This is a genomic window from Azospirillum baldaniorum (assembly GCF_003119195.2).
GTDB classification, from domain to species: domain Bacteria; phylum Pseudomonadota; class Alphaproteobacteria; order Azospirillales; family Azospirillaceae; genus Azospirillum; species Azospirillum baldaniorum.
The window spans coordinates 244,170-270,966 of record NZ_CP022262.1; the positions used below are offsets into that span (position 1 = coordinate 244,170).

At 70.3% G+C, this 26,797-nt stretch carries 25 protein-coding genes; 14 read left to right on the forward strand and 11 right to left on the reverse strand.

Translation table 11 applies throughout. From position 1 onward, the window contains the following. Window positions 1-17: 17 nt before the first annotated feature. Both Sp245p_RS32545 and Sp245p_RS32550 read right to left on the reverse strand, forming a co-directional pair. Window positions 18-845 carry an IclR family transcriptional regulator gene (locus Sp245p_RS32545; protein ID WP_014200213.1) on the reverse strand — a complete coding sequence of 276 codons (828 nt, stop codon included), beginning with the start codon at window positions 843-845 and terminating at the stop codon, window positions 18-20. A 541-nt stretch (window positions 846-1,386) separates the two neighbouring features. Continuing rightward, the gene (locus Sp245p_RS32550) at window positions 1,387-1,860 is read right to left on the reverse strand and encodes an Lrp/AsnC family transcriptional regulator (RefSeq protein WP_040138335.1); all 474 of its coding nucleotides are present in this window, start codon (window positions 1,858-1,860) and stop codon (window positions 1,387-1,389) included. 202 nt (window positions 1,861-2,062) lie between these two features. Between Sp245p_RS32550 and Sp245p_RS32555 the strand changes: the two genes are divergently transcribed. From Sp245p_RS32555 to Sp245p_RS32610, 12 genes are all read left to right on the forward strand, one after another. Beyond that, window positions 2,063-2,440, forward strand: coding sequence for a Rid family detoxifying hydrolase (locus Sp245p_RS32555; protein ID WP_040138336.1), 378 nt, complete (start codon window positions 2,063-2,065; stop codon window positions 2,438-2,440). A 7-nt stretch (window positions 2,441-2,447) separates the two neighbouring features. Then, a complete protein-coding gene (locus tag Sp245p_RS32560) occupies window positions 2,448-3,599 on the forward strand; it encodes a PLP-dependent cysteine synthase family protein (RefSeq protein WP_014200208.1) in 1,152 nt (383 codons plus the stop codon). 75 nt (window positions 3,600-3,674) lie between these two features. Continuing rightward, a complete protein-coding gene (locus tag Sp245p_RS32565; RefSeq protein WP_014200207.1) occupies window positions 3,675-4,172 on the forward strand; it encodes an L-2-amino-thiazoline-4-carboxylic acid hydrolase in 498 nt (165 codons plus the stop codon). Between the two features lie 32 nt (window positions 4,173-4,204). After that, window positions 4,205-5,338 (forward strand): ABC transporter substrate-binding protein, encoded by a 1,134-nt coding sequence (locus Sp245p_RS32570; RefSeq protein WP_014200206.1) that lies wholly within the window; start codon window positions 4,205-4,207, stop codon window positions 5,336-5,338. A gap of 117 nt (window positions 5,339-5,455) precedes the next feature. Continuing rightward, window positions 5,456-6,373 (forward strand): branched-chain amino acid ABC transporter permease, encoded by a 918-nt coding sequence (locus Sp245p_RS32575; RefSeq protein WP_014200205.1) that lies wholly within the window; start codon window positions 5,456-5,458, stop codon window positions 6,371-6,373. Beyond that, window positions 6,354-7,421 (forward strand): branched-chain amino acid ABC transporter permease, encoded by a 1,068-nt coding sequence (locus tag Sp245p_RS32580; RefSeq protein WP_014200204.1) that lies wholly within the window; start codon window positions 6,354-6,356, stop codon window positions 7,419-7,421. The genes Sp245p_RS32575 and Sp245p_RS32580 overlap by 20 nt, the downstream gene beginning before the upstream one ends. A gap of 8 nt (window positions 7,422-7,429) precedes the next feature. After that, window positions 7,430-8,197 carry an ABC transporter ATP-binding protein gene (locus tag Sp245p_RS32585; protein WP_014200203.1) on the forward strand — a complete coding sequence of 256 codons (768 nt, stop codon included), beginning with the start codon at window positions 7,430-7,432 and terminating at the stop codon, window positions 8,195-8,197. Then, on the forward strand, window positions 8,187-8,924 hold the full coding sequence (locus tag Sp245p_RS32590) for an ABC transporter ATP-binding protein (RefSeq protein ID WP_014200202.1): 738 nt from the start codon (window positions 8,187-8,189) through the stop codon (window positions 8,922-8,924). The genes Sp245p_RS32585 and Sp245p_RS32590 overlap by 11 nt, the downstream gene beginning before the upstream one ends. A 19-nt stretch (window positions 8,925-8,943) precedes the next feature. Continuing rightward, window positions 8,944-9,477, forward strand: coding sequence for an L-2-amino-thiazoline-4-carboxylic acid hydrolase (locus Sp245p_RS32595; RefSeq protein ID WP_014200201.1), 534 nt, complete (start codon window positions 8,944-8,946; stop codon window positions 9,475-9,477). After that, window positions 9,474-10,673, forward strand: coding sequence for a M20 aminoacylase family protein (locus Sp245p_RS32600; RefSeq protein WP_014200200.1), 1,200 nt, complete (start codon window positions 9,474-9,476; stop codon window positions 10,671-10,673). The genes Sp245p_RS32595 and Sp245p_RS32600 overlap by 4 nt, the downstream gene beginning before the upstream one ends. Then, complete coding sequence (locus Sp245p_RS32605) at window positions 10,670-11,974, forward strand: NAD(P)/FAD-dependent oxidoreductase (RefSeq protein ID WP_014200199.1); 1,305 nt, start codon at window positions 10,670-10,672, stop codon at window positions 11,972-11,974. The genes Sp245p_RS32600 and Sp245p_RS32605 overlap by 4 nt, the downstream gene beginning before the upstream one ends. Window positions 11,975-12,121: 147 nt before the next feature. Continuing rightward, entirely contained in the window at window positions 12,122-14,242 is a 2,121-nt protein-coding gene (locus Sp245p_RS32610; protein WP_014200198.1) for a tetratricopeptide repeat protein, read from the forward strand. Between the two features lie 6 nt (window positions 14,243-14,248). On the opposite strand, the gene Sp245p_RS32615 is transcribed toward Sp245p_RS32610, so the two are convergent. The 4 genes from Sp245p_RS32615 to Sp245p_RS32630 form a co-directional block, all read right to left on the reverse strand. After that, window positions 14,249-15,361, reverse strand: a complete 1,113-nt coding sequence (locus Sp245p_RS32615) for an FkbM family methyltransferase (RefSeq protein ID WP_014200197.1) — start codon at window positions 15,359-15,361, stop codon at window positions 14,249-14,251. A 153-nt stretch (window positions 15,362-15,514) separates the two neighbouring features. Next, window positions 15,515-15,757, reverse strand: coding sequence for a hypothetical protein (locus tag Sp245p_RS32620; RefSeq protein ID WP_014200196.1), 243 nt, complete (start codon window positions 15,755-15,757; stop codon window positions 15,515-15,517). Between the two features lie 109 nt (window positions 15,758-15,866). Next, window positions 15,867-16,295, reverse strand: coding sequence for a VanZ family protein (locus Sp245p_RS32625; protein WP_014200195.1), 429 nt, complete (start codon window positions 16,293-16,295; stop codon window positions 15,867-15,869). Window positions 16,296-16,395: 100 nt separating this feature from the next. Then, window positions 16,396-16,596 carry a hypothetical protein gene (locus tag Sp245p_RS32630; protein ID WP_014200194.1) on the reverse strand — a complete coding sequence of 67 codons (201 nt, stop codon included), beginning with the start codon at window positions 16,594-16,596 and terminating at the stop codon, window positions 16,396-16,398. Window positions 16,597-16,901: 305 nt separating this feature from the next. Between Sp245p_RS32630 and Sp245p_RS32635 the strand changes: the two genes are divergently transcribed. Continuing rightward, complete coding sequence (locus tag Sp245p_RS32635) at window positions 16,902-17,582, forward strand: LuxR C-terminal-related transcriptional regulator (protein WP_014200193.1); 681 nt, start codon at window positions 16,902-16,904, stop codon at window positions 17,580-17,582. A 60-nt stretch (window positions 17,583-17,642) separates the two neighbouring features. On the opposite strand, the gene Sp245p_RS32640 is transcribed toward Sp245p_RS32635, so the two are convergent. From Sp245p_RS32640 to ptsP, 5 genes are all read right to left on the reverse strand, one after another. After that, entirely contained in the window at window positions 17,643-19,247 is a 1,605-nt protein-coding gene (locus tag Sp245p_RS32640; RefSeq protein WP_014200192.1) for a sensor histidine kinase, read from the reverse strand. A gap of 143 nt (window positions 19,248-19,390) precedes the next feature. Beyond that, window positions 19,391-19,978, reverse strand: a complete 588-nt coding sequence (locus Sp245p_RS35345) for a DUF6655 family protein (protein ID WP_014200191.1) — start codon at window positions 19,976-19,978, stop codon at window positions 19,391-19,393. Between the two features lie 267 nt (window positions 19,979-20,245). Further along, window positions 20,246-21,988, reverse strand: a complete 1,743-nt coding sequence (locus Sp245p_RS32645) for a fructose-specific PTS transporter subunit EIIC (protein ID WP_014200190.1) — start codon at window positions 21,986-21,988, stop codon at window positions 20,246-20,248. A 35-nt stretch (window positions 21,989-22,023) separates the two neighbouring features. Next, window positions 22,024-22,986: a 1-phosphofructokinase gene (gene pfkB, locus Sp245p_RS32650; protein WP_109139285.1), complete on the reverse strand. Its 963-nt coding sequence runs from the start codon at window positions 22,984-22,986 to the stop codon at window positions 22,024-22,026. Beyond that, complete coding sequence (gene ptsP, locus Sp245p_RS32655; RefSeq protein WP_014200189.1) at window positions 22,983-25,523, reverse strand: phosphoenolpyruvate--protein phosphotransferase; 2,541 nt, start codon at window positions 25,521-25,523, stop codon at window positions 22,983-22,985. Before ptsP ends, pfkB begins: the two co-directional genes overlap by 4 nt. A 221-nt stretch (window positions 25,524-25,744) precedes the next feature. Here ptsP and Sp245p_RS32660 point away from each other — a divergent pair, with 221 nt between their 5' ends. Continuing rightward, the gene (locus Sp245p_RS32660) at window positions 25,745-26,773 is read left to right on the forward strand and encodes a LacI family DNA-binding transcriptional regulator (protein WP_014200188.1); all 1,029 of its coding nucleotides are present in this window, start codon (window positions 25,745-25,747) and stop codon (window positions 26,771-26,773) included. Window positions 26,774-26,797 lie beyond the last annotated feature (24 nt).

A 26,797-nucleotide genomic window follows, 5' to 3' on the forward strand; every position in this document is an offset into this window, starting at 1 on the left:
CGATGGGGGTAGGGAGGCTATCCGAACTGCGCGGACAGGGCCTCGGCGCCGCGGCGGAGGATGGGCAGGACCTGTTCGACGCGGTCGTGCGACAGCCGGACCTTGGGGGCCTGCACGGCGATGGCCGCCACCGTTCGGCCCGTGGAGGACAGGATCGGCACCGCCACGCAGAACACGCCCACCACATACTCTTCGTCGTCGAGCGAGTAGCCGCGCGCGGCGATGCGCTCCAGCTCGGCGGCCAGCGCGTCCGGATCGGTGAGGGTGTGGGCGGTCTGCGCGGAGAAGGGGCCGGAAGCCAGCAGGCGGCTCCGCATGCCGTCCGGCAGGGTGGCGAGGAACAGCTTGCCCATGGCCGTGCAGTGCATCGGTACCCGCGATCCGACGCCGAACTGGAGCCGCAGGGGCCAGTGCTCGACCTCCACGCGGTCGAGATAGACGACGTCACCGCCATCGAGGACGCCGACGTTGCAGGTTTCCCCCAACTCGGCGCTGACCGCGCGCAGAACGGATCGGACCGGTGCGCGGGACAGCGAGGCCCGCAGGATGCCGACCGCCAGCCGAGCCGCCTCGACGCCGATGATGACGTCGCGCGTTTCCAGATCCCGCGCCAGAAGCCCCTTTTCGATCAGGCTGTTGACGAGGCGGTGGGCGGTCGGTTTGGGCAGGCCAAGCGTCGTCCCGATGGTCTTGACGGCCAGCGGGCCGGAGGCCGACGCGACCAGTTCCAGGATCGCGAAGGTCCGGTCGGTGGCGGCGGCCTTCGGCTTGGCCGCGTCGTCGGGGACGTTGGCGGTGGCGGTGGCGGTGGCGGCGTCGGGAGTCGGCGTGCTGCGTGTTTTCAAGGTTCGCCTGCCCTGGCGGTTTCATCGTCTCATTGAGTGAGACGTGACGCATATAGACCGGCCGCTTTGCGCAGGCAATAAGCAACGGGGGCTGAGCGCTGGCTCGGAGGGGGGCGAGACAATCGCATGTGATATCCCCTCTCCCGTCCCGGGAGAGGGAAGGGGCCCGCGCGAAGCGTGGGAAGGGCGAGGGTACTGCCGAGAATCAGCGCCTTGATCCTCGGTTCCACCCTCACCCGCCCGCTGCGCGGGCACCCTCTCCCGGGGGGGGAGAGGGAGTTGATGCCAAGCGCGATCACTGTGTGGAAGGGCAGGCCGTGACGGAGCTTACAAACACCCGACCCAACCGGATCGTCGCCAATCTCAGAAAGAATTTTGTCTAGAAAATATCATACATAGAAAAATTTTCTACGCTATGGCGTAGGTACAGCCAAAAAAGTAAAAAATTCTCATACGAACCATGCGATATTGAGAATCACTACAGGGGCTTCGCGAAAATTGCCGAAGCGAGAGTCTAAAAAGAAAACCAACAAGTAAAATCCTAGCTGTTCTGGGTTTTTACGTAAGAAAGAGGGACTTCCGTTGTCGACTTCATTTCCTCCATGGCGAACATTGACGAGACATCCTGAAGCTCGATGCGCTCGATGAGCTTTCGGTAGAAGGCGTCGTAGGCCTTGATGTCCGGAATGACCACCCGCAGAAGATAGTCGATTTCGCCGCTCAGACGGTAGAGATCGACAACCTCCGGTATGTCGGCCACCACGCGGCGGAACTCCTCGAGCCATTCCGCCGAGTGTTTGCTGGTTCGGACGGCCACGAAGACGGTCACGTCGACGTTCAGCTTGGCCCGGTCCAGCAACGCCACGCGGCGGCGGACATAACCTTCCTGTTCAAGGCGTTGCACGCGGCGCCAGCAGGGGGTGGCGGACAGGCCGACCTGCTTGCCGAGGTCGGCGAGCGACAGGGTCGCGTCGGCCTGAAGGGCGGCCAGGATCTTCCGGTCGGTGGCGTCGATGGTCATCGGGGTTGCTCGGAGCCTTCGCGGTTGGGACGGATGATTTTGCTCGTTTGGCCCGTCAGGAGAAAAGCTTTTTCGTTTTGAGGATTTTGCATGCACCCGCATGCCGCCATCGCGGGCAGACCGCCCGGCCTTTGAGCAGGCCAGCCTTTGAGCAGGCGGCCGCCACCACAGGGCCAGAACAGGAAAGATCAGGATGATGACCGACACCATCGCCACGGACAAAGCCCCGGCCGCCATCGGCCCCTACGCCCAGGCCCGCGTCGCCGGGGGGCTGCTGTTCGTCTCCGGCCAGCTGCCGATCGACCCGGCCACCGGGGCCTTCGCCGGCCCGGACGCGCCCACCCAGGCGGCGCGCAGCCTGACCAACATCGCGGCGATCGCCGAGGCCGCCGGCACCAGCCTGGCGAAGGCGGTGAAGATGACCGTCTACGTGACCGACCTCACCCAGTTCAAGGCGGTGAATGAGGTCTATGCCGGCTTCTTCCAGGCGCCGTTCCCCGCCCGCTCGACTGTCGAGGTGTCGGCGCTGCCGCTCGGCGCGTCAGTCGAGATCGACGCCGTCATCGCGCTTTGAGGGTGACATGACCGCTTCCGCGCAGACCGTGCCGTTTTCTCCCGGTGCCGGTTCGATCCGTCAGCCGTTCCGCCTCGACTACACCCCGCTGCCCGAGGTTGCCTGCCGCGACTGGACCCGGCGCGCGATCGAGCTGCTGGAGACCGAGGCGGCGCGGTCGCCCGACACGCCGCTGCTGAAGCTCGACGTTCCGGAGCTGTCCGGGATCGACGTCTACCTGAAGGACGAATCGACCCACCCCACCGGCAGCCTGAAGCACCGCGTCGCCCGGTCGCTGCTGCTGTTCGCCATCTGCAACGGGCGGATCGGCGAGGGCACGCCGGTGATCGAGGCGTCGTCGGGCTCCACCGCGGTGTCGGAAGCCTATTTCGCCCGGCTGCTCGGCCTGCCCTTCCACGCGGTGATGCCGCGCGGCACGTCGGACGAGAAGGTCGCCGCCATCGAACTGCACGGCGGGCGCTGCCACTTCGTCGAATCCTCCAAGGCGATCTACGCCGAGGCGGCGGCGCTGGCGGTGCGGCTGGGCGGCGTCTATCTCGACCAGTTCACCTACGCCGAGCGGGCGACCGACTGGCGCACCGACAACATCGCCCAGTCGATCTTCGGCCAGATGCGCAGCGAGCGTCATCCGGTGCCCGACTGGATCGTGATGAGCGCCGGCACCGGCGGCACCGCCGCCACCATCGGGCGCCACATCCGCTACCGCCATCTGCCGACCCGGCTGTGCGTTCCCGACGCCGAGCATTCGGTCTTCTACGAGAGCTTCGTCAACCGCGACGCCGCGCTGACCTGCGAGCGCGGGTCGCGCATCGAGGGCATCGGGCGCCCCCGCGTCGAACCGTCCTTCATCCCCGAGGTCGTCGACCAGATGATCAAGGTGCCCGACGTGGCCTCGCTGGCGGCGATGCGGGTGCTGTCGCGGCGGCTCGGCCGGATGGTCGGCGGGTCCACCGGGACCAACTTCTTCGGGCTGTGCTGGATCGCCGGACGGATGCGCGACGCCGGGCGGGCCGGCTCGCTGGTGACGCTGATCTGCGATTCCGGCGAGCGCTACCGCAACACCTACCACGACGACGCCTGGATGGCGCGGGCCGGTTTCGACACCGCCGCCGACGAGGCGCGGATCGAGGCCTTCCTTCAGGGCGGCCCGTCCCTCTGACGCAAGAACAAGCGCTTTCAAAAAACAAAAATCGCCACCGCAAGACACTTGGCAGAAAAACAGGAGCATTCACCGATGGACGAGTTTCGCACACTTCTGCGCAACGCGATGAAGAGCCGCGCGATGGTCTATGAGGCGGCCTTCGACGAGATGCGCAAGGAGATCGGCGAGGAGAAGGCCCGGGAGATCATGGCGCGCACCATCTATCGCCGGGGTGCGGCCATCGCCCACAATTTCGCGCCGCACGCCCCGGCCGATCTGGCCGGCCTGCGCGACTCCTTCCTGAAGTTCATCCCCGACGCCGAGGTCCAGTTCGGTCCGGAGGTCGTGCGCTGCACCGACGAGGTGCTGGAGATCCGCTTCCACACCTGTCCGCTGAAGGAAGCTTGGCTCGAAGCCAACCTGCCGGCGGAGACGGTGGAGACGCTCTGCGAACTCGCCGGCGCGGTCGACAAGGGCACCTTCGAGACCGCCGGCTTCGAGATCGAGGTCGACACCTGGAAGCCGGGCCGCAGCACCTGCTGCCACCTGACGATCACGCCGGGCGCCGCCGCGCCGGCCGCCGCGAATTGACCGTCAAGCCTCGCCGACAGGGGAACCGAACCATGAGGAAGAACGCCATTCTCGGCGCCGTTCTGGGCGCCATGCTGGCCACCACCGCCGGCGCCACCGTTGCCCAGGCCGCCGACCGCGAGATCGTCATCGGCTATCAGGCGCCGCTCAGCGGCGACCGCAGCCAGTATGGCGAGATGTTCCGCAACGCCGCCCAGATCAAGCTGGAGGAGTTCAACGCCTCGGGCAAGCTGGCCGGCGCCAAGGTCGCCATCACCTTCGAGGACAGCAAGGACGATCCCAAGGAGGCGCGCAACATCGCGCACAAGTTCCTCGACAATACCAAGATCGTCGGGGTGATCGGCGACTTCTCCTCCACCGTGTCGATGGCGGCGGGCGAGATCTACGCGGCGGAGAAGATGCCGCAGCTCTCCCAGACCGCCTCGCACCCGGATTTCACCAAGCTCAGCCCCTGGCAATTCCGCAACATCACCACCCAGGCCTTCGAAGGCCCGTACAACGCCGACTGGATCATCGCGGCCGGCAAGAAGACGGCGGCGGTGATCTACATCCAGAACGACTGGGGCATCTCGGCGCTCGACGGCTTCGTCAGCGGCTTCAAGGCCAAGGGCGGCAAGATCACCGCCACCGAGGCGTTCAACCCCGGCAACCGTGATTTTCGCTCCATCCTGACCAAGGTCGCCCGGCAAAAGCCCGACGTGATCTACCTCGCCATGTTCTACGAGGAGGGGGCCGCCTTCGCCCAGCAGCGCGAGCAGCTCGGCATCAAGATCCCGCTCTACGGCACCAGCTCCCTCTACTCGCCCAAGCTGATCGAGCTGGGGCGTGAATCGGTGGAGGGGCTGCATCTCGCCACCACCTTCACGCCCGACAACCCCGACCCGGCGGTGCAGACCTTCGTCAAGGAATACGCCGCGCGCTTCAAGTCGGAGCCCGGCATGTTCGCCGCCCAAGCCTACGACGCGGTCGGCATCATGCTGGACGCCGTCGCCAAGGCCGGACCGTCGGTGACGCGCGAGAGCCTGCGCGACGCGCTGGCCGCCACCACCAACTATCCCGGCGTGACCGGCGCCACCAGCTTCGACCCCGTCACCCGCGAGCCGGCGAAGGCGCTGGCGAAGATGATGGTGAAGGACGGCCGCTTCCAGGTCGTGACCGGCCCCTGACCGGTACCGTCTAAGGACGCCCCAGGGCTTTCCACACGATCCGCTTTTCGGGACACACGCCGTGGTGCGCGCTCCGCCGGGACCGGCGGGCGCGTTCCCCGAAGCCTGGAGCACGCCATGGTCTTCGATGTCTTCTTCCTTCAGCAGGTCATCAACGGCCTGTCCATCGGGTGCGTCTACGCCCTGATGGCGATCGGCTTCACGCTGATCTTCGGCGTCCTGAACGTCGTCAACTTCGCCCACGGCGAGGTCTACACCATCGGCGCCTTCGTCGGGCTGATGGTCATCACCGCGATGGCCCCGCCGCTGCTGGCGGTGGTGCCGCTGGTTCTGGCGGTGGGCGCGGTGTCCGGCGTCGGGCTGGAGCGCATCGCCTTCCGCCCCTTCCGCCGCTTCACCGACGAGGCCAGCCAGAAGTCCCGCGCCATGCGCGAGGCGACGCTGCTCTCCTCGCTCGCCGTGTCGATCATGACGCGCGAGATCATGATGCACATCTTCGGCGGCGACATGCAGGGCATCCCGTCCGGTTACCTGCTGCAGCAGCCGGTTGCCATCGGGCCGATCATGGTGGCCAGCGGCAGCCTGGTCATTTTCGCCACCTCCGCGGTCATGCTGGGCGCGCTGCAGTTCCTGCTCTACCGCACCCAGACCGGCCTCGGCATCCGTGCGGTGTCCAACAACCAGCTCGGCGCCCGCTACGTCGGCATCAACACCGACCGCACCATCGTCACCACCTTCGCGGTCGGCTCGATGCTGGGCGCCACGGCGGGAATCCTGGTCGGCCTCTACGACGGCGCCATCTCGCCGCACATGGGCTTCGCGCCGGGCGTCAAGGCCTTCGTCGCCATGGTGATGGGCGGCCTGTCGAGCATCCCGGGGGCGGTCGCCTGCGCCCTGCTGCTCGGCGTGTCGGAGAGCATCGCGACCGAGTTCCTGTCGAGCGGCTGGAAGGACCTGATCACCTACAGCCTTCTGGTCATCACGCTGGTCTTCTTCCCGCAAGGATTGTTCGGACATGGACGTGAACGTGCCTGACGCCCGGCTGATGCCGGCCACCCTCGCGCCGCCCGCCGCGTTTTCCGGGCGAGGCCGGCGGTTCGCCTGGACCCTTCTCCTGCTGGCGGTCGCCTTCGGCGCCGTGCCCGCCGCGATCGTCGGCACCGGGTCCAGCTACCTCGCCCAGATCGCCATCACGACGATGATCTTCGTGATCCTGTCGGCCAGCCTGAACCATGTGACGGGCACCGCCGGGCTGCTGTCGATCGGCCACGCCGCCTTCTACGGCATCGGCGCCTACGCCGCGGCTCTGCTGTCCACGAAGCTCGGCCTGCCCTTCATCGTCACGCTGCCGGCGGCGGGGCTGATCGCCGCGCTGTTCGGCTTCCTGGTGGCGCTGCCGACCATGCGGCTGGTCAGCATCTACTTCGCCGTCGCCACGCTCGGCATCGGCGAGATGATCTACGTGGTCCTGCTGAACTGGGTGGACGTGACGCGCGGCCCGATGGGCATCCGCGGCATCCCGCCGATCGAGCTGTTCGGCTGGCAGGCCGACACGCTACTCACCCGCTATCTGGCGGTCGCGGTCATCGCCGTCGCCTGCGTCTGGGTGCTGCACCGGCTGACCCACTCCTACTACGGCAACGCGCTGCGGGCGCTCCGCGAGGACGACCAGTGCGCCGACAGCATGGGCATCAACGTGGAGCGGCTGAAGATCGAGTCCTTCGTCGTCGCCACCTTCTTCGCCGGCATCGCCGGGGCGCTGCTCGCCCACACCTCCGCCTACATCGCGCCGGACAACTTCCGCTTCATGGAATCGATCCTGATCCTGGCGATGGTAGTGGTCGGCGGGCTGGGCAGCCTTCCCGGCGCGGTCGTCGGCGCCCTGTTCATGATCGTCCTGCCGGAGGCGCTGCGCGACATCGGCGATTACCGCATGATCGCCGTCGGGGCGACCATGTTCCTGTCCATCCTGCTGCTGCCCAAGGGCATGCTGGCCGAAGGCACCGCGCTGGGCTTCGTCCGCCGCTCCTTCTCCCGCGGCTGGGCCACCATCGCCGGCGGCACGCCCGTCGGCTGGAAGTGAGGCGGATCATGAGCAACACGCTTCTCTCCATCCAGGGGCTGACCCGGCGCTTCGGCGGCCTGCTGGCGGTCAGCGACGTCAGCGCCACCATCGCCAAGGGCGAGTTGGTCGGGCTGATCGGCCCCAACGGCGCCGGCAAGACCACCCTGTTCAACCTGATCACCGGCTTCACCCCGCCGTCGGACGGCACGGTGACCTTCGACGGGCAGGACGTCACGGGGCGCAAGCCCTGGCAGATCGCCCGCATGGGCATGGGCCGCACCTTCCAGAACCTGCGCGTCTTCCCCAACATGACGGTGTTCGACAACGTGTCGGTGGGTGCGGTCGGTGCCTTCGGCCAGTCGCCCTGGCGGGCGCTGATCAACGGCGGCGCCCACAGCCGTGCGGTCAGCGAGCGGAGCTGGGAGGCGCTGGAGCGCGTCGGCCTGACCGCCCAGGCCGGGGACATCGCCGCCAACCTGTCCTACGGCAAGCGCAAGTATCTGGAGATCGCCCGCGCCCTGGCGACGGCGCCCCGCCTGCTGATCCTCGACGAGCCAGCGGCCGGCCTGAACGACACCGAGACGGCGGAGCTGGCCGACTTCATCCGCCGCCTGCACGCCGGCGGCGTCACCGTTCTGCTGGTGGAGCACGACATGGGGCTGGTGATGGGAAGCTGCAGCCGCGTCATCGTCCTGGCGTCCGGCCGCAAGATCGCCGACGGCACGCCGGAGGCGGTGCAGCGCGACCCCGCCGTCCTCGAAGCCTATCTGGGAGTGGAAGACGATGCCGCTTGACGCCGCACACGCCGTCGCCACCCGTCGCATCCTGGAGGTCCGCGACCTGACGGTGCGCATGGGGCCGCAGGAGATCCTGCGCGGCGTCTCGCTCGACGTGGCCGAGGGGGCCATCGTCGCCGTGCTGGGCGCCAACGGCGTCGGCAAGACCACGCTGATGCGCGCTCTGTCGGGCATCTACCGCACCAGCGGCGGCGCCACTGTCTTCGACGGCGAGGACATGACCGACAGCCCCAGCCACGAGGTGGTGCGCCGCGGCCTCGCCCAGGCGCCGGAGGGGCGGCAGATCTTCGGCACCATGACGGTGCGGGAGAACCTGCTGCTGGGCGGGCGGACGCTGCGCCACGACCGCGCCGCCCGCATGGAGCGGATGCTGGAGCTGTTCCCCCGCCTGCGCGAGCGGCTGATCCAGAAGGCGGGGTCGCTGTCGGGCGGCGAGCAGCAGATGCTGTGCATCGCCCGCGCCCTGATGTCGAAGCCCCGCCTGCTGCTGCTCGACGAGCCCTCGCTCGGCCTCGCGCCGATGGTGGTGAAGCAGATCTTCGACCTGCTGGTCCAGATCCGCGGCGAGGGCACCTCGATCCTGCTGGTCGAGCAGAACGCCCGCGCCGCGCTGCGCGTCGCCGATCACGCCTATGTCATGGAGGCGGGAAGGGTGACACTCTCGGGCAGCGCCGCCGATCTGGCCGCCGACCCGCGCGTGCGGGCGGCCTATCTCGGCGGTTGACGGAGAAAGGACCGCAGCGATGACCACCGGAAACGACACCCCCGCCGCCACGCCCGCCGCCTCCCTGCCCATCCTGGAGCGGCGGCGCATCGAGGCGGCCTTCGCCAAGGCGCTCTACGACCAGCTCCTGCCCGAGATCGGGCGGGAGCGGGCGCGCGCCGTGCTCGCCCGCGCCATCGAGGTGATGGCCCGCGAGGCCGGCGCCGCCATGGCGGCGGAGGACCGCGCCACCCGCGGCACCGCCGACCTCGCCACCTTCCACGAGCGGCTGGCCCTGTGGACCGCCGGGGACGCCCTGCGGCTGGAGGTGATCGAGAGCGCGCCCGACCGGCTGGGCTTCAACGTCACGCGCTGCCGCTACGCCGAAAGCTACCGCGCCATGGGCGTGGAGGAGATCGGCGACATCCTGTCCTGCAACCGGGACGGCGAGTTCATGTGCGGCTACCGCCCCGACGTCCGCTTCACCCGCACCCAGACCATCATGCAGGGCGCCAGCCACTGCGACTTCCGCTACAGCCTGCCGGCGGGCGGACCCCAGGAGTCCCCGGAATGACCATCCCCACGAACGTCCGCCTGCACCCCGCCGCCGAGGCCCTGGCCCCGGAGATGCGGCAATGGCGGCACCATCTGCACGCCCATCCCGAAACCGCCTTCGAGGAGCATGAGACCGCCGCCTTCGTCGCGGACAAGCTGCGCGCCTTCGGGCTGGAGGTGGCGACGGGGCTCGGGCGCACCGGCTTGGTCGGCACGCTGAAGGGCCGCCGCCCCGGCGGCCGGGCCATCGCGCTGCGCGCCGACATGGATGCGCTGCACATCCACGAGACCAACGACTTCGCCCACCGCTCGGTCAATCCCGGCCGGATGCACGCCTGCGGCCACGACGGCCACACCACCATGCTGCTTGGGGCCACCAAGGTCCTGGCCGACGATCCCGACTTCGCCGGGACGCTGCACGTCATCTTCCAGCCGGCCGAGGAGAACGAGGGCGGCGCCCGCGAGATGGTCGCCGAGGGGCTGTTCGAGCGGTTCCCGGTGGACGGCGTCTACGGCATGCACAACTGGCCGGGCCTGCCGCTGGGCCAGATCGCGCTGCGGCCGGGGCCGATGATGGGCAGCTACGACATCTTCGAGGTGACGGTCCACGGCAAGGGCAGCCACGCCGCCATGCCGCATCTCGGCCACGACCCGATGACCGCCGCCGGCCATCTGCTGACCACCCTGCAGACCATTCCGGGCCGCAGCCTGCACCCGCTGGACAGCGCCGTGGTCTCCACCACCTGGATCACCGGCGGCGACACCTGGAACGTCATCCCGGCGGAAGTGACGCTGCGCGGCACCGTCCGCGCCTTCAAGGAGGGGGTGCAGGACGTGGTCGAGGCGCGGCTGCGCGCCTTGGCCGAGCACACCGCCGCCGCCTTCGGCTGCACCGCCAGCGTGCGCTACGAGCGGCGCTACCCGGCAACGGTCAACAGCGCCGCCGAGACCGCGCTGTGCGCCCGCGTCGCCGCCACGCTGGTCGGGGAGGAGAACATCGACCACGACCCGATGCCCTCCATGGGCGCGGAGGATTTCGCCTTCATGCTGAAGGAGCGGCCGGGCTGCTATGTCTGGCTGGGCAACGGCCCCACGGACGGCGGCTGCCTGCTGCACAACCCCGGCTACGACTTCAACGACGCCAACCTGGCCATCGGCGCCAGCTACTGGGTGGCGCTGGCCAAGACGCTGCTGGTGGAGGAGGGGACGCGATGAGCGCGCTTCTCAAACCGCTGCTGGACGCGCCGCTGCCGGACTCCCATTGGGCGGCGAGCGCCGTCGCCGGTCCGGAGACCGGTCCGCTGGACGGGGCGGTCCGGGTCGATGTGGCGGTGGTCGGGGCGGGCGTCACCGGCCTGTCCACGGCGATCCATCTGGCCGAGCAGGGCGTGCGCGTGGTGGTGCTGGAGGCGCGCGAGCCCGGCTTCGGCGGCTCGGGCCGCAACAACGGCCAGATCATCCCGACGTTGTCGCGTCTCGACCCCGCCAACCTGACGGCGGCCTACGGCGAGGCCAAGGGAGCGGCGCTGGCCCGCATGGTCGGCGGCTCGGCGGCGCTGGTCTTCGACCTGATCGAGCGCTACCAGATGCGCTGCGACGGCGTGCAGAAGGGCTGGATCCAGCCGGCCCACCGGCCCGGCCGCATGAAGGCGGCCGAGCAGCGGGTCGCGCAATGGCGGGCGCTGGGGGCCGAGGTCGCGCTGCTCGACGCGGCGCAGACGGAACGGGCGCTCGGTACGCGCTTCTGGCACGGCGCCATGGTCGCGCTGACCGGTGGGCATGTGAATCCGCTGTCGCTGGCCCGCGAGATGGCGCGGGCCGCCCTCGGGCTGGGCGTCGCGATCCACAGTGACACGCCGGTGGTGTCCATCGGACGCGCCGGCACCGGCTGGACGCTGACCACGCCGCGGGGCAGCGTGACCGCCGACCGCGTCGTCCTGGCGACCAACGCCTACACCGACGATCTGTGGCCGGGGCTGCGCCGCTCCGTCGTGCCGGTGCTGAACTTCCAGATGGTGACGGAGCCGCTGCCCGCCGCCCTGCGCGCCAGCGTGCTGCCCTCCGACATGGCGTGCAGCGACACCCGCGGCGACCTGCATTTCTTCCGCTGGACCGCCGACAACCGGCTGGTCTCCGGCTGCACGCTGGTGCGGTCGGCGGACGCCGAGCGGCGGGCGCGGGAGCGCACGCGCGAGCGCATCCGCCGCGTCTTCCCCCAGATCGGCAACCCGGCCATCGCGCGGAGCTGGAGCGGCCATCTGGCGATGACCGCCGATTTCCGCCCCCACTTCCACGAGCTGGCGCCCGGCGTGACCGGGGCGGTCGGCTACAACGGGCGCGGCATGGCGTTGGGCACCGCCGTGGGCCGCGAACTGGCGCGCCACGCCACGGGGACGGGCGCGCCGGAGCTGGCCTTGCCCTTCACCCCGGTGAAGCCGCTGCCGTTCCACGATCTGGTGATGCGCTTCTCCCGGCTCTACATGCTGCATCTGCGCCGGCTGGACCGCATGGACTGAGGGTTGGGCGAAAATCCTTCTCCCCTCTGGGGAGAGGGGATAGAGCAGGCGATGGCCTTGGACAAAACCTCCGGCGGTTGACAGTCCGGGGTGGCCCGGCCACTGTGGCGCCATCCCGAAGCGGCCCCACGCGGATTGTCCCGGCCCATGGCCACCGTCTCCGAAGCTTTGTCCATCGCGCTCGACCATCACATCGCCGGGCGGGTGGCGGAGGCGGAAACCCTCTATGGCCGGATCCTGGAGGCGGTCCCCGGCCATCCCGACGCCAGCCATCTGATGGGACTGCTGCTCGCCCAAACCGGGCGGGTCGCGGCGGCGCTGTCCCATCTCGACGCCGCCGTGGCCGGCGATCCGGCATCGCCGACCCACCATCTCAACCGCGGCAAGGTTCAGGACGCGCTCGGACGGACCGTGGACGCGGCGGCGAGCTGGCTCGCCACGCTGCGTCTGCAGCCGGATCATGGGGAAGCGGCGGAGCGGCTGGCCCCGGCGCTCCGCCTGTTGGCCGAGACCGCGTTCGATTCCGGCGCCCTGGCCTCCGCCGCGGCGCTTTACGAACGGGTGCTGGCCCTCGATCCGCAAAATCTGTCCGCTGCCTTCGACGCGGCGATGGCCGCCAAGGGGCTTGGACGGTTGCAGGAGGCCGCCCGGCTGGCCGGGCTCGCGGCCCGGCTCGACCCGGCGCTGGTGCGCGCCCGCATGGCCGAGGCGGAGGCACGGCAGGCGCTCGGCCAGACGGAACGGGCCATCGCGGCGCTTCGTCCGGCGGTGGCCCTGGACCCCGCGCAGGGCGGTTGTTGGGCCAGCCTCTGCCTGCTGCGCAACGAACTGGGGCAGCGCGGCGCGGCGGTCACGGCGGGCCGGCGCGCGGCGCTGGCCGCACCCGCCGATACCGGGTTGCTGGTCCGGCTCGCCGCCGCCCAGCAGATCGCCGAGAAGCCGCGCCCGGCGCTGGCGGCGGCGCGGCGCGGCCTGTCGCTCGACCCTGCCTCGGCGGAACTGCAGCTCGCCCTCGGCGCCGCGCTCGACGCGGTGCACGCCCTGGAGGCGGCCGGGCGGGCGCTGGAGCGCGCCGGCCGGCTGCGTCCCGGCGACGCGGCGGCGCTGGCCGAACATGGCCGGCTGTGCGAGCGCGCCGGCTTGGTGGAACGGGCGGCGGCGCTCCTGCAACGGGCGCTGGCCGCGCGCCCGGACGACGGGGACTCCTGGGTGGCGCTCGGCCGTGCCGCGCTGCGGCGGGGTGATGCGGCGTGGGCCGGCCGCTGCGCGTGTTGGGCGTTGCGGCTCGTCCCCGGCCTGCCCACTGGCCTGCTGCTGGCCGGCGCGGTCCGCGAGACGCAAGGGGCCGACCGCGAGGCGCTGGCCCTCTACGACCGGGCGATCGCCGCCGCACCGGGCCTTGGCACGGGCTTCTCCCGCCGGGCGATGCTGCTGCTGCGCCGGGCCGTGGGCGATGCTCCGCCGCCGCGCCGCGCGTCGGGCAAGCGGCGCCTGTCGGTGTCCACGCTCGGCCATGCCGGGCGGTTCGGCAACCAACTCCTTCAATACGGGTATTTGCGCGTCTGCGCGGAACGGAACGGGATGGAACTGGAAACGCCGGAGTGGATCGGCCGCCATCTCTACGGCCTGGACGACCCGCTCCCCGGCCCGCCGCTGCCCAGCCTGCACGAGGAGGATTGCGGCGTTCCGGCGCTGCTGGACGGGCGGGCGCTGGCGGGCGCGGACGGTCACGACGTGGTCGGCTATTTCTGTGGCGACACCGCGCCGCTGGCGCCGCACCGCGCGCGGTTCCGCGCCCTTTTCACGCCGGTCGGCGCGGTGGCGGAGCGGGCCGCGGTGGCGCTGAACGGGTTGCGGGCGCGCGGGCGGACCCTGGTGGCGATCCATCTGCGCCGCGGCGATTTCGGCCGGAACGACCGCTTTTGGATCGCCCCGGAGGGCTGGTATCTCGACTGGCTGGCCGATCTGTGGGCGACGTTGGACCGGCCGGTGCTCTATCTCGCCACCGACGCGCCGGAACTGGCGGACCGCTTCGCCCGCTACCACCCCGTCCTCGCCGGCGATCTGGGGGCGCCGCTGCCGGGGGCGGAGTTCTTCACCGACCATTGGATTCTGTCGCGGGCCGACCACGTCGCCGTGTCCAACAGCTCTTTCTCGGTGACGGCGGCGATGCTGAACCCGGCGCTGCGCGCCGCCCTGCGCCCCGACCGCGAACGGGCCCGGCTGGTGCCCTTCGATCCCTGGAACGGCCCGGTCCTGCTTCCCTGACCGGCGTCAGCGGGGACGGCGGACGTAGAGCGCGTCACCCCAGCTGTGATGATAGGGGCTGGTCTCGGCGACGCGGTCGAAGCCGTGGGCGAACAGAATGTCGTCCACATCGGCGGCGAGGCCCGAGCCCTCATACAGCTCCGCGTAGCTCACCTCCGTCACCACCGCGTCGAAACCGGCCAGCAGATCGCCGCAGCCGGTGAGAATCCGGCACTCCGACCCCTGCGCGTCGATCGCCAGCACGTTGAACCCCTCGGGCGCGAGGCCGTGGGACGCCAGCAGGTCCGGCAGGGTCCGGGTTTCCACCTCGATGACCTCGTCGACGGTGATGTGGGGATAGACGGCCAAATGGCCGGTCGGCTCCAGCAGGGAACTGGACTGGCGGCTCGACATGCGGGAAAAGCGCGCCCGCCCGGCCCGGTCGGACACCGCGGCGTTCAGGCAGACGACGTCGCCGTGGCCGGCGAAACGGGCCTGGAGCGTGGCGAAGGTCGCCGGGTCCGCCTCGACGAACAGGACGCGGTCGGCGCCGGCCTCCCGGTAGTTGGCGTATTCCTCCCCCTCATGGGCGCCGACATGGATGATGCCGCGCGGCGCGACGCCGTGGTGGGGAAACAGGTCCTTGTAGCGGAACATGCCCTGGCTGCGCGCGAACAGCCGGTTCCAGTGCCGCGGGGCGACCGCCATGTGCGTGCCGCCGCGCCCGTCCTCCGGCGGCGTGCCGCGGAATTCCAGATTGCGGTCGGCGAAGCGGAACAGCGAATAGCCGTTGGCCTGCAGGCGCGCGTACAGCGCGGCCAGTTGCCCACCGGCCTCGGCCTCCTCGAACTGAAGGAAGTCGATGCGGCGCAGGCGCAACAGATCGGCGGCACCGTCCAGCACCGCCAGGGCGTCGCCGCAGCCGTCCAGAATCAGCCAGTCGATCTGGCGCGGCCCGACCGGACCACACCACGCGTCGAGTCCCGGCGGGGAGGACGGCAGGGTAAAGCATCTCCGGCCGGACGCGGCGGCGTCGGTCCAACGCCCGGCACCTGTTCCGACCGCCACCAGAATGGCTTCGGGTGGCAGGAAGGCTTTCTGAAGCGAAAGACCGGAAAGGAGAAGCGTCTCGTGCTGCATCTCGTCACCGTCCTTGGCCTGATTGACAGTCCCAAGGGATGATCGCAGCCGCTTCCCGTCGCCTTGGCACAATGGCCATTGTGGAAGCGGACGCGGGGCGGGTCAACGGCACCGCCCCGATCGCGTTGGCCCCGATCGCCTAAGCTTGCGGCGTCAGGCCGCGCGGTGCAGGAAGCCCAGATGCTGCGGCGCCAGGGTGGAGGCCCACTCCTCCGCCGCGTCCTGCGCCTCGCGGCGGGTGGCGAACCAGCGGGCGTCGGGGGTCCAGTTCAGCCCCTCATGCTCCGCGTGCCAATTCCACCAGCCGTCGGTGGCCTCGCAGACCGTCAGCATCACGCCGAACGCGGATTCCAGGGCGCGAGCGCCGGTCTTAGCCTTTTCGTTATGCCAGTCCATAAGCGTTACTCCAGATGTCCTGCCTTTCGGCATAGCATAGTTCGGTAGACGAACAAAACCAAAAACGGAGGAGGCTGCTCGGGATTGTCGATCCGGACGCTGCGTCCCCTCACTCCGGTAAGGACGCAAACGCCGCGGGCTGCGTGACTATTCCATGGCGCGCGCGGCGCGCGCGTTGGATGGCGCGATGTCCCAGCCGGATGGTCATGATTCCCAGGGCGATTCCCACGGCGTCCCCGGCCAGATCGGACAGGCTGGCCTCGCGTCCCGGAACGAAGGATTGCGCCACCTCGATGGCGGCGCCGAGCGCGAAGACCGCCAGAACCGCCAGGACGGCGGCGCGCCGGCTGGCGCTGGCCAGGATGCCGAGCAGGGTGAGGAGCCCGAAGGCCCCGGCGTGCACCAGCTTGTCGAAGCCGTAAAGGCCGCTGGGCGCCAACTGCGGTTGCAGCGCGGCCCAGAAGGCGATCCCCATGAGGCCGAGAAGGGCGCAGAGCGCGAGTCGGCGCCAAACAAGGGGAAGTGGGCGGAACGTCATGACGGCCTCCTGCGACGAAGGCCATCCTGCGCGGAACAGTCTCAAGAGCCGGTTAACCGCCCAATGTCCGCGCTGTGACATCAGGCGGGCAAGGCTCGTTTCAGGAACCGGTCGCCAGCCCCATGGCAATGCCGCGCGCTTCGGTGAAGGCGGCGCGCTGCTGCACCAGAGTTCCGTCGGCGTAGACGCCCCAACCGCTCTGCGAGCCGGTGGCGTGGTAACGGATTTCGATCCGGCGGTGACAGTCCTGCATCACGAAGTGACAGGGACTGATCTTCTTCCACATGGACACCATCGGCATGTCGGGCACCCATCCAAGCGATGAATTACGATGACTGTACCAATGGCCGATTATGGTTGCCGTGATATTAACGAGACGGCGTCCGATTCCCGCGCAAAATGGGTAGTGGCCTGTTCAGGCGTGGTTTTTCGGAGTTTCCAGGCATCCGGGAGCGTCCTGGACCGGCTTTCCGGGGAGGGCATATGCCCGATGGGAGGACGGGCCTCGGACTTCATTGGTTAATATTCTACTAACGGACGGGTAGCCGGCCCGCCAACGATAGGGTAGGGTTGCTCATCTCAATCACCTTCGAGAGTGACTGGACGATGCAATCGGTCTCCATCTTTCTGATCGACGCCAACAAACTTTTCCGCGAAGGCATGAAGGCCCTCTTCTCGGAAGGGGAGTTCCGCATCACGAAAGAGGCCGCCAGTTTCAGCGACGTACCGCCGCCGGGCATGATGGAGGGCGACACGCCCGAGCTGATCATGATGGACCCGGCTTCCGCCAACGGCACGGTCCAGGCCGTCACCGTCCTGCGGGAGCAGTATCCGACCGCGCGGCTCGTCCTTCTGGCCAGCCACCTCGACGCCCAGGAAATGGCCAACGCCATCCAGGCCGGCGCCGACGCCTTCCTGATGAAGGACATCTCCCCCGCCGCGCTGGCGCAGTCGCTGCGTCTGGTGATGATTGGCGAAAAGGTCTTCCCGACCCATCTCGCCGCCCTCCTCATCACCGGCAAGGCCGGCGCCAACACCAGCGCCAACGGCCCGACCGCGGCCAAGGGCCTGTCGCAGCGTGAGACGCAGATCCTGGAGCGCCTGCTGCAGGGTGACAGCAACAAGATGATCGCCAATCATCTGAACATCACCGAAGCGACGGTGAAGGTTCACCTGAAGAGCCTGCTGCGCAAGATCAACGCCTCCAACCGCACCCAGGCGGCCATCTGGGCGCTGGAGAACGGGTTCGGCGGCAAGGTCGAAAAGCCGATGGAAGCCGTCGCCTAAGGATCAGGACGCCGCGCCATCCCGGAACCCCGTGGCTTCGACGCCCAACCGTTGGAAAGGTCAGGCTGGAAAAGTCAGAACGAAGCGGGTTCCGGGGCGGCCGCCCTGATTGGGGCGGTCGATCTCCAGCTTTCCGCCGAGCTGGCGCACCAGACCGTGCACCAGCGTCATGCCCATGCCCTGCCCCGATCCGGCGGGCTTCACCGTGCCCGCCCCGTCCGGCAGACCGGCCCCGTCGTCGGTCACCGTCAGCCGGCGGTCGTCTCCGCAGGCTTCGAACCGCACGGTCACCGTTCCCTGTTGCTGCGCGCCGAAGGCGTGCTTCAGGGCGTTCAGCACCAGCTCCGTCACGATCAGCCCCATGGACGAGGCCTGCGCGGCGGGCATCGGGATTCCGTGCGCGGCGTCGATGACCAGGGTGCAGCGGCCCGAATCGATGAAGGCGCCGGTCAGGCTTTCCCCCAGCCGTTGCAGATAGTCGGCCGCGTCGAGCGTGGCGAGGTCGTTGCGCGTCGCCTCGAACAGGCGGCGCTGCACCAGGGCCATCGCCTGGATTCGTGAGAAGGCCTGCTCCACCGCCTTGCGCGCCGCCGGGTCGGTGACCGTGGCGGTCTGCATCGACACCAGCCCGTGCAGAAGCTGGAAGCTGTTCATGATGCGGTGGCTCATCTCATGGGCCACCAGCTCGCTGCGCCGGGCCTCGTCCAGCGCCGCGGCCAAGCCTTGCGCCGCCCGCTTTTCCGCGTCGATGTCGCTGACCACGGCGACCACGCCGTTGATCCGGCCGTCGCCGTCGCGCAGCGGGGCCGCCGACACGCGCGTCCAATGCTCCGTCCCGTCAGCGGCGCGGTGCAGGAAATCCATGCCGGGCACCACGATCTCGCCCCGCAGGGCGCGCGCGCCCGAGAAATCCTTGCGTTCGACCGGCCGCCCGTCGGGGTGGAAGGCGCGCCAACGCGGCGCCTCCCGGTCGTCGGCGGAGGGCAGGGAGCCGTTGGTGTAGTCGCGCATCAGCCGATTGTTGCGGGTGGTGCGGCCCTGCGTGTCGTAGACGGCGACGCCGACCGGCAGATGCTCCAGAACCGAGGACAGCAGCGCTTCGCTGGACTGGCGCTCGCGCTCCGTCCGGTCCCGCTCGATCAGCAGGGCGGCGGTGTGCGTCAGCAGATCCACCGTTTCCAGGTCCGGCGGGCCGGGGACGCAGGGGACGGCGTGGAAGATGGTGAAGGTGCCCAGGATCGCGCCGCCGACCGCGCGGATCGGGGTGGACCAGCAGGCGGCGATGCCATGCTCGCGTGCCAGCGCGTGGTGGGGCGCCCAGTGCGGGTCCAGCGCGACGTTCTCGACCACCACCCGTTTTCCGCTGTGGGCGGCCTGACCGCAGGAGGGGGCTTGCGGGCCGATCGCCGATCCGTCTATTGCCCGCGCGCAGGAGTCCGACAGGCCCGCGGCCACGCCGAAGCGCAGGGTGAGGCCGTCCTCGTTCACCAGGAAGATGGCCGCCCGCGCGCCGAGCTGTTCGGCGCCCGCCCGGACCAGCAGGGCCAGCACCTCGTCCAGCCCGGCGCCGCCGATCGCCCGCTCCAGGGCGGTCTTCTGGGCGAGCAGCAGCCGTTCCGATCGTCGGACGCCGCCGCTGTCCCGCTCCGCCCCATGATCGTCCACTGTGCCGTCGCCTTTGCGCTTGATGCCGCACCCCGCGGGGCCACGGCATGGTACGCGTCCACCCCCAGCCGCGCCAGAGAATGCGGCTATGGCTTTGGTTGAACGCAAAATTCGTGCAGGAATGTCCGCGTCGGTCGGTGTCGTCAGTTGGTGTCTTCGGGGTAGGGAGGCGAGGTGCGCCAGGAGAACAGCGTCATCGCCCGGTAGCTCTGCTCCCCCGACAGGCCATACGCCGGCTCCGTCGAGGCGACCAGGGCGCCGCTCCGGTTGTCGTAGGCGAAGGCGGAGAATTTCGCGACCGCCTGGTTCTCGGTGGAGCTGTAGACCGACGCCTCCGGCAGGGTGATCGTGCCGGGCAGGGTGATCGGGGGAATGCCCAGCACCGTCTTGCTCTGGTTCACCGACAGCGCGCCCAGCCGGATCTCGATGATCGTGTCGGCGGCGGCCCGGTCGGGGACGAGGCGGATGCCCTGGCGCAGCAGCGATTCCTTGATCGCGCTGGCGGCGTATTTGGCGTCGGTGCCGTCGAAATTGCCGGTGTCGAGGAAGGCGCGCTTGTCCGCCGGCAGTTCCAGCCGCAGCCGGTTGGCGGCGTTGTCCGCGGCGCTGGAGATCAGGAGCTGTTCGGTGGCGGTCCGGGACGGAAGGCTTTCCTTCACATCGGTGCATCCGGCGGCCAGGGCCGCGGTGGCCACCAGCGCTGCAAGGATCATCGGTCTGTTGCGGGGCATTCGGGTCCTCGTGCTTTTCGCCTCCGGCTTCTCAGGTTCGCCCGATCCGGGCAAGGGAGAGATTTGGGACCAGTTCCGCACGCCGAACAAACGAAACGCGCCGGACAAAAAAAAGCCACGCACGGGAACCGCACGTGGCCTGAGTCTAGGGAGGAAACGCCCTATAGAGCGTGCTGCCGAGGCAGCAAAAGAAAGATAGGGCTGACGAGGCGTTCTGTCCAGGGGTTATGTAAACGTTTTCATCTCAGCGACGCTTTCGCAGCGCTGTTACGCGGTCACCACGCTACTGACCGGACGCTTCAGGAACCGCAATGCGACCGCGGTGGTGACCGTCCCGGCGACCAGAGCCACGACGTAGCCCGCCAGATGGGTTACGGCGTTGGGGATGGGCAGGACGAAGATGCCGCCGTGCGGAACCTTCAGCTCGGCCCCGATGCCCATGGAGATGGCGCCGGTCAGCGCCGCGCCCAGCACCAGCGCCGGGATGACGCGCAGCGGGTCGCGGGCGGCGAAGGGGATGGCGCCCTCGGTGATGAAGGCGATGCCCAGGATGCCCGCGGCGTTGCCGGCCTCCCGCTCCTCCCGGGTGAAGCGGTCCGCGAACAGCTTGGTGGCGAGCGCCAAGCCCAGCGGCGGCACCATGCCGGCGGCCATGGCGGCGGCCATCGGGGTGTAGACCTGGGAGGCGATCAGGCCAGTGGAGAAGGCGTAGGCGGCCTTGTTGACCGGACCGCCCATGTCGAAGGCCATCATCGCGCCGATCAGCAGGCCGAGCAGGATGGCGCTGCTGCCCTGCATGCCCTTGAGCCAGGCGCTCAGCGTTGCCAGGGCCTCCGCCACCGGGGCGCCGACCACGTAGATCATGGCGAGGCCGGTGACCAGCGAGCCGAGCAGCGGCAGGATCAGCACCGGCTTCAGCCCCTCCAGATTCTTGTGCAGCCGGATGTTGCGGTTGAGGAAGCTGGTGGCGTAGCCGGCGATGAAGCCCGCGACGATGCCGCCGAGGAAGCCGGCGCCGAGGTTGGCGGCCAGGATGCCGCCGACCATGCCCGGCGTGATGCCCGGACGGTCGGCGATGGAGAAGGCGATGTAGCCGGCCAGCGCCGGAACCATCAGCGCGAAGGCGCCCTTGGCCCCGATCTGGAACAGCGCGTTGCCCAGCGTGCCCTGCTGGCTGTCTTCGAACACGTAAATGCCGCCGAGCGCAAAGGCGATGGCGATCAGCAGGCCGCCGGTCACCACGAAGGGCAACATGAAGGACACGCCGGTCATCAGATGCTTGTAGGGGCCGCTGCGCTGCGCCGCCGCGTGCTCCGCCTTGGCGGCCTTGCCCGCCGCCACGCCGTCGGCCAGCGCCGGGGCGGTGCCGTGGGGCTGCGCCTCTGCCAGGGCGCGTTCGACCAGGGCGCGGCCGTCGTTGATGGCGGGCTTGGTGCCGCTCTTGAAGACGCGCTTGCCGGCGAAGCGGGCGAGGTCGACCTGCGTGTCGGCGGCGATCAGCACCACGTCGGCCTCGCGGATTTCCTGCTCGGTCAGCGTGTCGCGGGCGCCGACCGAGCCCTGGGTCTCGACCCGCACGGCGTGGCCCAGCGCCTGGGCGGCCTGCTGGATGCCCTCCGCCGCCATGAAGGTATGGGCGATGCCGGTGGGGCAGGAGGTGATGGCGACGATCTTCTTCGTGCCCGTTTGCGCCGGAGCTTGGGCCGGGGCGGTCGCCAACGCCTGTTCCAGCACGGCCCGCGCGTCGCGCAGCACGGCGTCGAGCGCCGCGGCGCTGCGCTTCAGCCCGGCGAAGCGCTCCTCGCCCAGATCGCCGGAGCCGACGAGAATGACCCCCTGCGCGCCCTGCGCCGCCCCGGTGGGCAGCGTGTTGCGGACGCCGAGGCTGGAGCGCACCTCCACCTGGATGGTGTGGCCGAGCGCCGCCGCGGCCTTGCGCAGCGCTTCGGCGGCCAGGACGGCCTGGGTGCTGAGATCGCCCGCCGCGATCACGGCCAGCATGTTCGCCATGGTTTCCTCCCGAGCGGTCGCCCGCTCCCCGTTCATTAAAGCGTTGATATCTCGACCTGTCCGGCCAGCGCGCGGACCGCGTCCGCCCCGGGCAGGTTGGGTCCGAAGCAGCCGAGCTTCGCCGTGGCGAAGGCCACGGACAGGCGGGCGACGCCCTCCAGCGGCGCGTCCGCGCCGAAGGCGGCGATCAGCCCCGCCACCATGGCGTCGCCGGCCCCCACCGTGCTCAGCGCGTTGACCGCCGGCAGCCGGGCGTGCAGCGCCGGGCCGTCGGCCACGAACAGCGCGCCGTCCGCCCCCAGAGAGACCACCACGACCGCCACGCCGTTCCGGTGAAGGCCGCGCGCCGCCTCCAGCAGGTCGGCGGTGGCGGGCAGGGGGGCGCCGGCCCAGGCTTCCAGCTCGTGCCGGTTCGGCTTGATGCAGAAGGGCAGGTCCGGGGCGGCCAGCGCCGCCGCCAGCGGCGGGCCGCTGCTGTCCAGCACCACGCGGGCGCCCTGGGCGCGCAGGTCCGCCGTCAGCGTCGCGTAGCTGTCCGCCGGCAGTCCGTCCGGCAGGCTTCCGGCCAGCAGGACCGGCGTGCCGGGCAGGACCAGCTCGCGCAGGGTGCGGCGGACGCGATCGAGCGCGTCGGCGTCGGCGGTCAGGCCGGGCAGGTTGAGGTCGGTGGTGTCGGCGGCGGCGAGGTCGGCGATCTTGACGTTGACGCGCGTCTCGCCGGGCAGCCGGACGAAGCGGTCGGCGATGCCCTTGGCGGCGAACAGCGCCTCGAAGGCGGCGGCGTTGCCGCTGCCCAGCAGGCCGGTGGCGACGACGGGCGTGCCCCAGTCGGCGAGGCAGCTCGCCACGTTCACGCCCTTGCCCCCGGCGTTGCGCCGCACGGCGCTGGCCCGGTGGACATGGCCGGGGCGCAGCGTCTCCACCGTGATGGTCTGGTCGATGGCCGGGTTCAGCGTGACCGTGACCACGGGCCGGATGTCCTCTTCGCGCGTGCTCATGCAGCACCTCCGTCGAGCGCGCGCACCGCGTCGGCGGTCTCGCAGTCCAGCGCCCGTTGCGCGGCGTCCTTCAGGGCGGACAGGTCGCTGCCGCGCAGCCGGTCCTTCACCGCGGGAATGTCACGCGGCGTCATCGACAGCTCGCGCACGCCGAGCCCGGTCAGCAGGGCGGCGCCGAAGGGATCGCCGGCGATGCCGCCGCAGACGCCGACCCAGCGGCCGTGCCGCTCCGCCCCCTCCACCGTCAGGCGGATCAGCCGCAGGACGGCGGGGTGCAGGCTGTCGGCCTCCGCCGCCAGTTCGGGGTGCTGGCGGTCGATGGCCAGCGCGTACTGCGTCAGGTCGTTGGTGCCGATGGAGAAGAAATCGACATGGCGGGCCAGGACGTCGGCCTGGATGGCCGCCGCCGGCACCTCGACCATGATGCCCAGCGGCACGGCGGGGGCGTCCAGCTCCGCCCGGATGCGCTCGCAGGCGGCGCGCAGGGCCTGCACCTCGCCCAGCGCCGTGATCATCGGGAACATGATCGACAGGGCCCCGCCGTCCTTGGCCCCGCCGTCCTTGGCGGCGCGGTAGAGGGCGCGGAGCTGCGTCTCCAGAAGCTCGGGCCTGCGCAGCAGCAGGCGGGCGCCGCGCACGCCGAGGAAGGGATTCTCCTCATGGGGAAGCTGGAGGTGCGGCACCTGCTTGTCGCCGCCGATGTCCAACGCGCGGACGATCAGCGGGCGGCCCTCCAGGGCGGTCAGCATGCCGCGGTAGGTCTCGTACTGCTCGTCCTCGCCGGGGGCGTCGCCGCGCTCCAGGAACAGGAACTCGGTGCGCATCAGCCCGACGCTCTCCGCCCCCTGCGACAGAGCGACCGCCACCTGATCGGGGCGGTTGACGTTGGCGCCGATCTCCACCTCGTGGCCGTCGCGGGTGCGGGCAGGCAGGCCGCGCCGGGCCTCCTCCTCGGCCTTGCGGGCCTCCTCCCGCGCGATCCAGGCGCGGGCGTCGGCAATGTCGGCCGCGGCGGGGGACAGATGCAGGCGCCCGCTCTGCCCATCGAGGATGGCCGGTGTGCCGTTCGCCAGTTCCATCAGCGCCGCGCCGCCCGCCACCATGGCCGGCAGGCCCAGAGTGCGCGCCAGGATCGCGGTGTGGGAGGTCGGGCCGCCCTGCGCCGTCGCCAGCCCGATCACCCGCGCCATGTCCAGAGCCGCCGTGTCGGAGGGCGACAGATCCTCGGCGATCAGGATGCAGGGGGTGTCCGGCAGGTCCGGCGCGCCGCCGGTGCGCAGCGCCGGGTCGATCCGCGCCAGCACGCGCTGGCCGACGTCGCGCAGGTCGGCGGCGCGGGCCGCCAGCACCGGGTTGTCGAGGGCGGCCAGCCCGGCGGCGGTGCGCTCCACCGCCTGATGCCAGGACCAGGCGACGCCGTGCCCCTCGACCATGAGCTGGCAGGCCAGCGTCACGAGGTCGGTGTCGTTCAGGATCTCCGCCTGGGCGGCGAAGATCGCCGCCTCCGATGGCCCGAGCCGCCGGGCGGTGTCGTCGGCCAGCGCCTTCAGATTTTGGCGGGTCAGGCTCAGCGCCTCGTGCAGGCGGTCGCCGCCCTCGATCAGCGGGACCGGCTCGTCGGGCACCGACACCGCGGCGCGCGGCAGCACATGCACCGGCCCGATGGCGAGGCCGGGGCTGGCGGCGATTCCCGGCACGGCGGGCAACGGGTTCGGCGGCGTCCAGCCGCGCACGGGGGCGCGGGCCTTCTGCGCCGCAGCGGCGGCGTCCGCCTTCTCGCGCGCGGTCAGGCGGGTGATGGTCGCCTTCATGCGGGCCAGCGCCGCCACGGCGTCGTCGCCCTCCGCCGAGACGACCACGCTGTCGCCGGCGCGCAGGCCGAGCTGGAGCAGCGCCACCAGCGCCTTGGCGTCGGCCACCAGATCGCCGTGGCGGACCTGGATGCGGGCGGCCGACGCGCGCGCCGTCTCCACCCAGGCGGTGGCCGGGCGGGCGTGCAGGCCGGTGGGGTAGTCGACCACCCAGTCGAACCGCTCCGCCAGATCGCCGCCCGGCGTGGCCGGGGCGGCAACGGGCGCATCCTCGCCGAGGGCGGCGGCGAGGGCGGCGGGGTCGGTGACGGTGAACAGGGCGGTCAGCCGCGCCTCGTCCTGCATCAGCCGGGTCAGCCGACGCAGCACGGCGATGTGGGCGTCGGACTGGGCGGCGATGGCGACCACCAGATGGGCCGTCTGGCCGGGATTCCATGCGATGCCGCCCGGCACCTGGAGGACGGCGATGCCGCTGCGGCGGACCATGCCGCGATCCTCCACCATGCCGTGGGGGATGGCGACGCCATGGCCGAGGAAGGTGTTCGCCACGGCTTCCCGGCGCAGCATGCTGGCGGCGTAGGCCGAATCGATGCAGCCGGCGGCGATCAGGAGCTGGGCGGCCTCGCGGATCGCCTCCTCCTTGCCGGCGGGACTGGCGCTCAGCCGCAGCAGCTCGGGCCGCAGCAGATCGGTGGGCATGATGGCGGTGTTGGCGTCGGGGGCCATGGCGGGTCCGTCTCCTCCGTTCGGTGTGGCGCCGGGCGTTCTTGAGTGTCGTCCTTGCAGCGCTGTTATTGAAAACGATTACATCGGGCTCTGTCAACGGAGTTTGCATTGAATCCGCGGACTCCTTCGGGCACACTGTGCCGTATGGGGCGGTTAAACGGCCCTAAGGGATGGAAACGATTTCAAAAACAGTTTCAAGCCGGATCGGTGGCCGCATCATCATGAGCGACAGCGTCAAAGCCATCAGCATCAAGGCCATCGGTATCAAGGACGTCGCGCGCGAGGCCGGCGTCTCGGTCGCCACGGTGTCGCGGGTGCTGAGCAACGGCCCGGTCAGCGACGCGCTGCGCGCGCGGGTGGAGGACGCGGTGCGGACCACCGGCTACCGCCCGAACCTGTCGGCGCGGCGGCTGCGCTCGCAGCATTCACAGACCATCGGGCTGATCGTCTCGGACATCCGCAACCCCTTCTTCACCGCGGTCAGCCGCGCGGTGGAGGACGCCGCCTTCCAGGCCGGCATGCGGGTGATCCTGTGCAACACCGACGAGAACCCGGAGCGGGAGGCCATGTACCTGCGGCTGATGCAGGAGGAGCGGGTGACCGGCCTGATCTTCGCGCCGACCCGCGCGACGCTGGCCCAGCTCGACCGGGCCGACCTCGATTTCCCGGTGGTGCTGATCGACCGCAGCGCGCCCGCCGGGCGGTTCGATTCGGTGGTGCTGGACAACCCGCAGGCCGCCGCCCTTCTGGTCGATCATCTGCATGGACAGGGCTACCGCCGCATCGCCGGCCTGTTCGGCAACACCAGCACCACGGCGGTGGAGCGCCACGCCGGTTATCAGGCGGCGCTGGCCGCCCACGGCCTGCACGCGGAGGCCCGCTTCGTCCCGCCGACCGCCGAGGCGGCGGAGACGGAGATCGCCCGCTGGCTGGCGGAGGCCTGGCGCTCCGGCGCCATGCCGGACGCGGTGATGGTCAGCAACAGCCTGCTGCTGATGGGGGTGGTCAAGGCGACGCGGACGCTGGGGCTGGCGATCCCCGGCGATCTGGCGGTGGCCGGCTTCGACAACGAGGCCTGGACGGAGCTGGTCGGCCCCGGCCTGACGGTGATCGAACAGCCGGTCCATGAGATCGGGCGCGCGGCGATGACTCTGCTGTTCGAGCGGCTCGACGACCCGGAGCGGGCGACGCGCAAGGTGGTGCTGTCGGGGACCTGCGTGGCGCGGGGGTCGACGGGTGAGGTGGGGTGAGGTGGGAGTGGTTGCGGCGGTGCC

Excerpts from the sequence above, each read along its gene's own strand:
- Sp245p_RS32555 (WP_040138336.1), top strand. The coding sequence starts at position 2,063 with ATGACCGACACCATCGCCACGGACAAAGCCCCGGCCGCCATCGGCCCC.
- Sp245p_RS32560 (WP_014200208.1), top strand. The coding sequence starts at position 2,448 with ATGACCGCTTCCGCGCAGACCGTGCCGTTTTCTCCCGGTGCCGGTTCG.
- Sp245p_RS32565 (WP_014200207.1), top strand. The coding sequence starts at position 3,675 with ATGGACGAGTTTCGCACACTTCTGCGCAACGCGATGAAGAGCCGCGCG.
- Sp245p_RS32570 (WP_014200206.1), top strand. The coding sequence starts at position 4,205 with ATGAGGAAGAACGCCATTCTCGGCGCCGTTCTGGGCGCCATGCTGGCC.
- Sp245p_RS32575 (WP_014200205.1), top strand. The coding sequence starts at position 5,456 with ATGGTCTTCGATGTCTTCTTCCTTCAGCAGGTCATCAACGGCCTGTCC.
- Sp245p_RS32580 (WP_014200204.1), top strand. The coding sequence starts at position 6,354 with ATGGACGTGAACGTGCCTGACGCCCGGCTGATGCCGGCCACCCTCGCG.
- Sp245p_RS32585 (WP_014200203.1), top strand. The coding sequence starts at position 7,430 with ATGAGCAACACGCTTCTCTCCATCCAGGGGCTGACCCGGCGCTTCGGC.
- Sp245p_RS32590 (WP_014200202.1), top strand. The coding sequence starts at position 8,187 with ATGCCGCTTGACGCCGCACACGCCGTCGCCACCCGTCGCATCCTGGAG.
- Sp245p_RS32595 (WP_014200201.1), top strand. The coding sequence starts at position 8,944 with ATGACCACCGGAAACGACACCCCCGCCGCCACGCCCGCCGCCTCCCTG.
- Sp245p_RS32600 (WP_014200200.1), top strand. The coding sequence starts at position 9,474 with ATGACCATCCCCACGAACGTCCGCCTGCACCCCGCCGCCGAGGCCCTG.
- Sp245p_RS32605 (WP_014200199.1), top strand. The coding sequence starts at position 10,670 with ATGAGCGCGCTTCTCAAACCGCTGCTGGACGCGCCGCTGCCGGACTCC.
- Sp245p_RS32610 (WP_014200198.1), top strand. The coding sequence starts at position 12,122 with ATGGCCACCGTCTCCGAAGCTTTGTCCATCGCGCTCGACCATCACATC.
- Sp245p_RS32615 (WP_014200197.1), bottom strand. The coding sequence starts at position 15,361 with ATGCAGCACGAGACGCTTCTCCTTTCCGGTCTTTCGCTTCAGAAAGCC.
- Sp245p_RS32620 (WP_014200196.1), bottom strand. The coding sequence starts at position 15,757 with ATGGACTGGCATAACGAAAAGGCTAAGACCGGCGCTCGCGCCCTGGAA.
- Sp245p_RS32625 (WP_014200195.1), bottom strand. The coding sequence starts at position 16,295 with ATGACGTTCCGCCCACTTCCCCTTGTTTGGCGCCGACTCGCGCTCTGC.
- Sp245p_RS32630 (WP_014200194.1), bottom strand. The coding sequence starts at position 16,596 with ATGCCGATGGTGTCCATGTGGAAGAAGATCAGTCCCTGTCACTTCGTG.
- Sp245p_RS32635 (WP_014200193.1), top strand. The coding sequence starts at position 16,902 with ATGCAATCGGTCTCCATCTTTCTGATCGACGCCAACAAACTTTTCCGC.
- Sp245p_RS35345 (WP_014200191.1), bottom strand. The coding sequence starts at position 19,978 with ATGCCCCGCAACAGACCGATGATCCTTGCAGCGCTGGTGGCCACCGCG.
- Sp245p_RS32645 (WP_014200190.1), bottom strand. The coding sequence starts at position 21,988 with ATGGCGAACATGCTGGCCGTGATCGCGGCGGGCGATCTCAGCACCCAG.
- pfkB (WP_109139285.1), bottom strand. The coding sequence starts at position 22,986 with ATGAGCACGCGCGAAGAGGACATCCGGCCCGTGGTCACGGTCACGCTG.
- ptsP (WP_014200189.1), bottom strand. The coding sequence starts at position 25,523 with ATGGCCCCCGACGCCAACACCGCCATCATGCCCACCGATCTGCTGCGG.
- Sp245p_RS32660 (WP_014200188.1), top strand. The coding sequence starts at position 25,745 with ATGAGCGACAGCGTCAAAGCCATCAGCATCAAGGCCATCGGTATCAAG.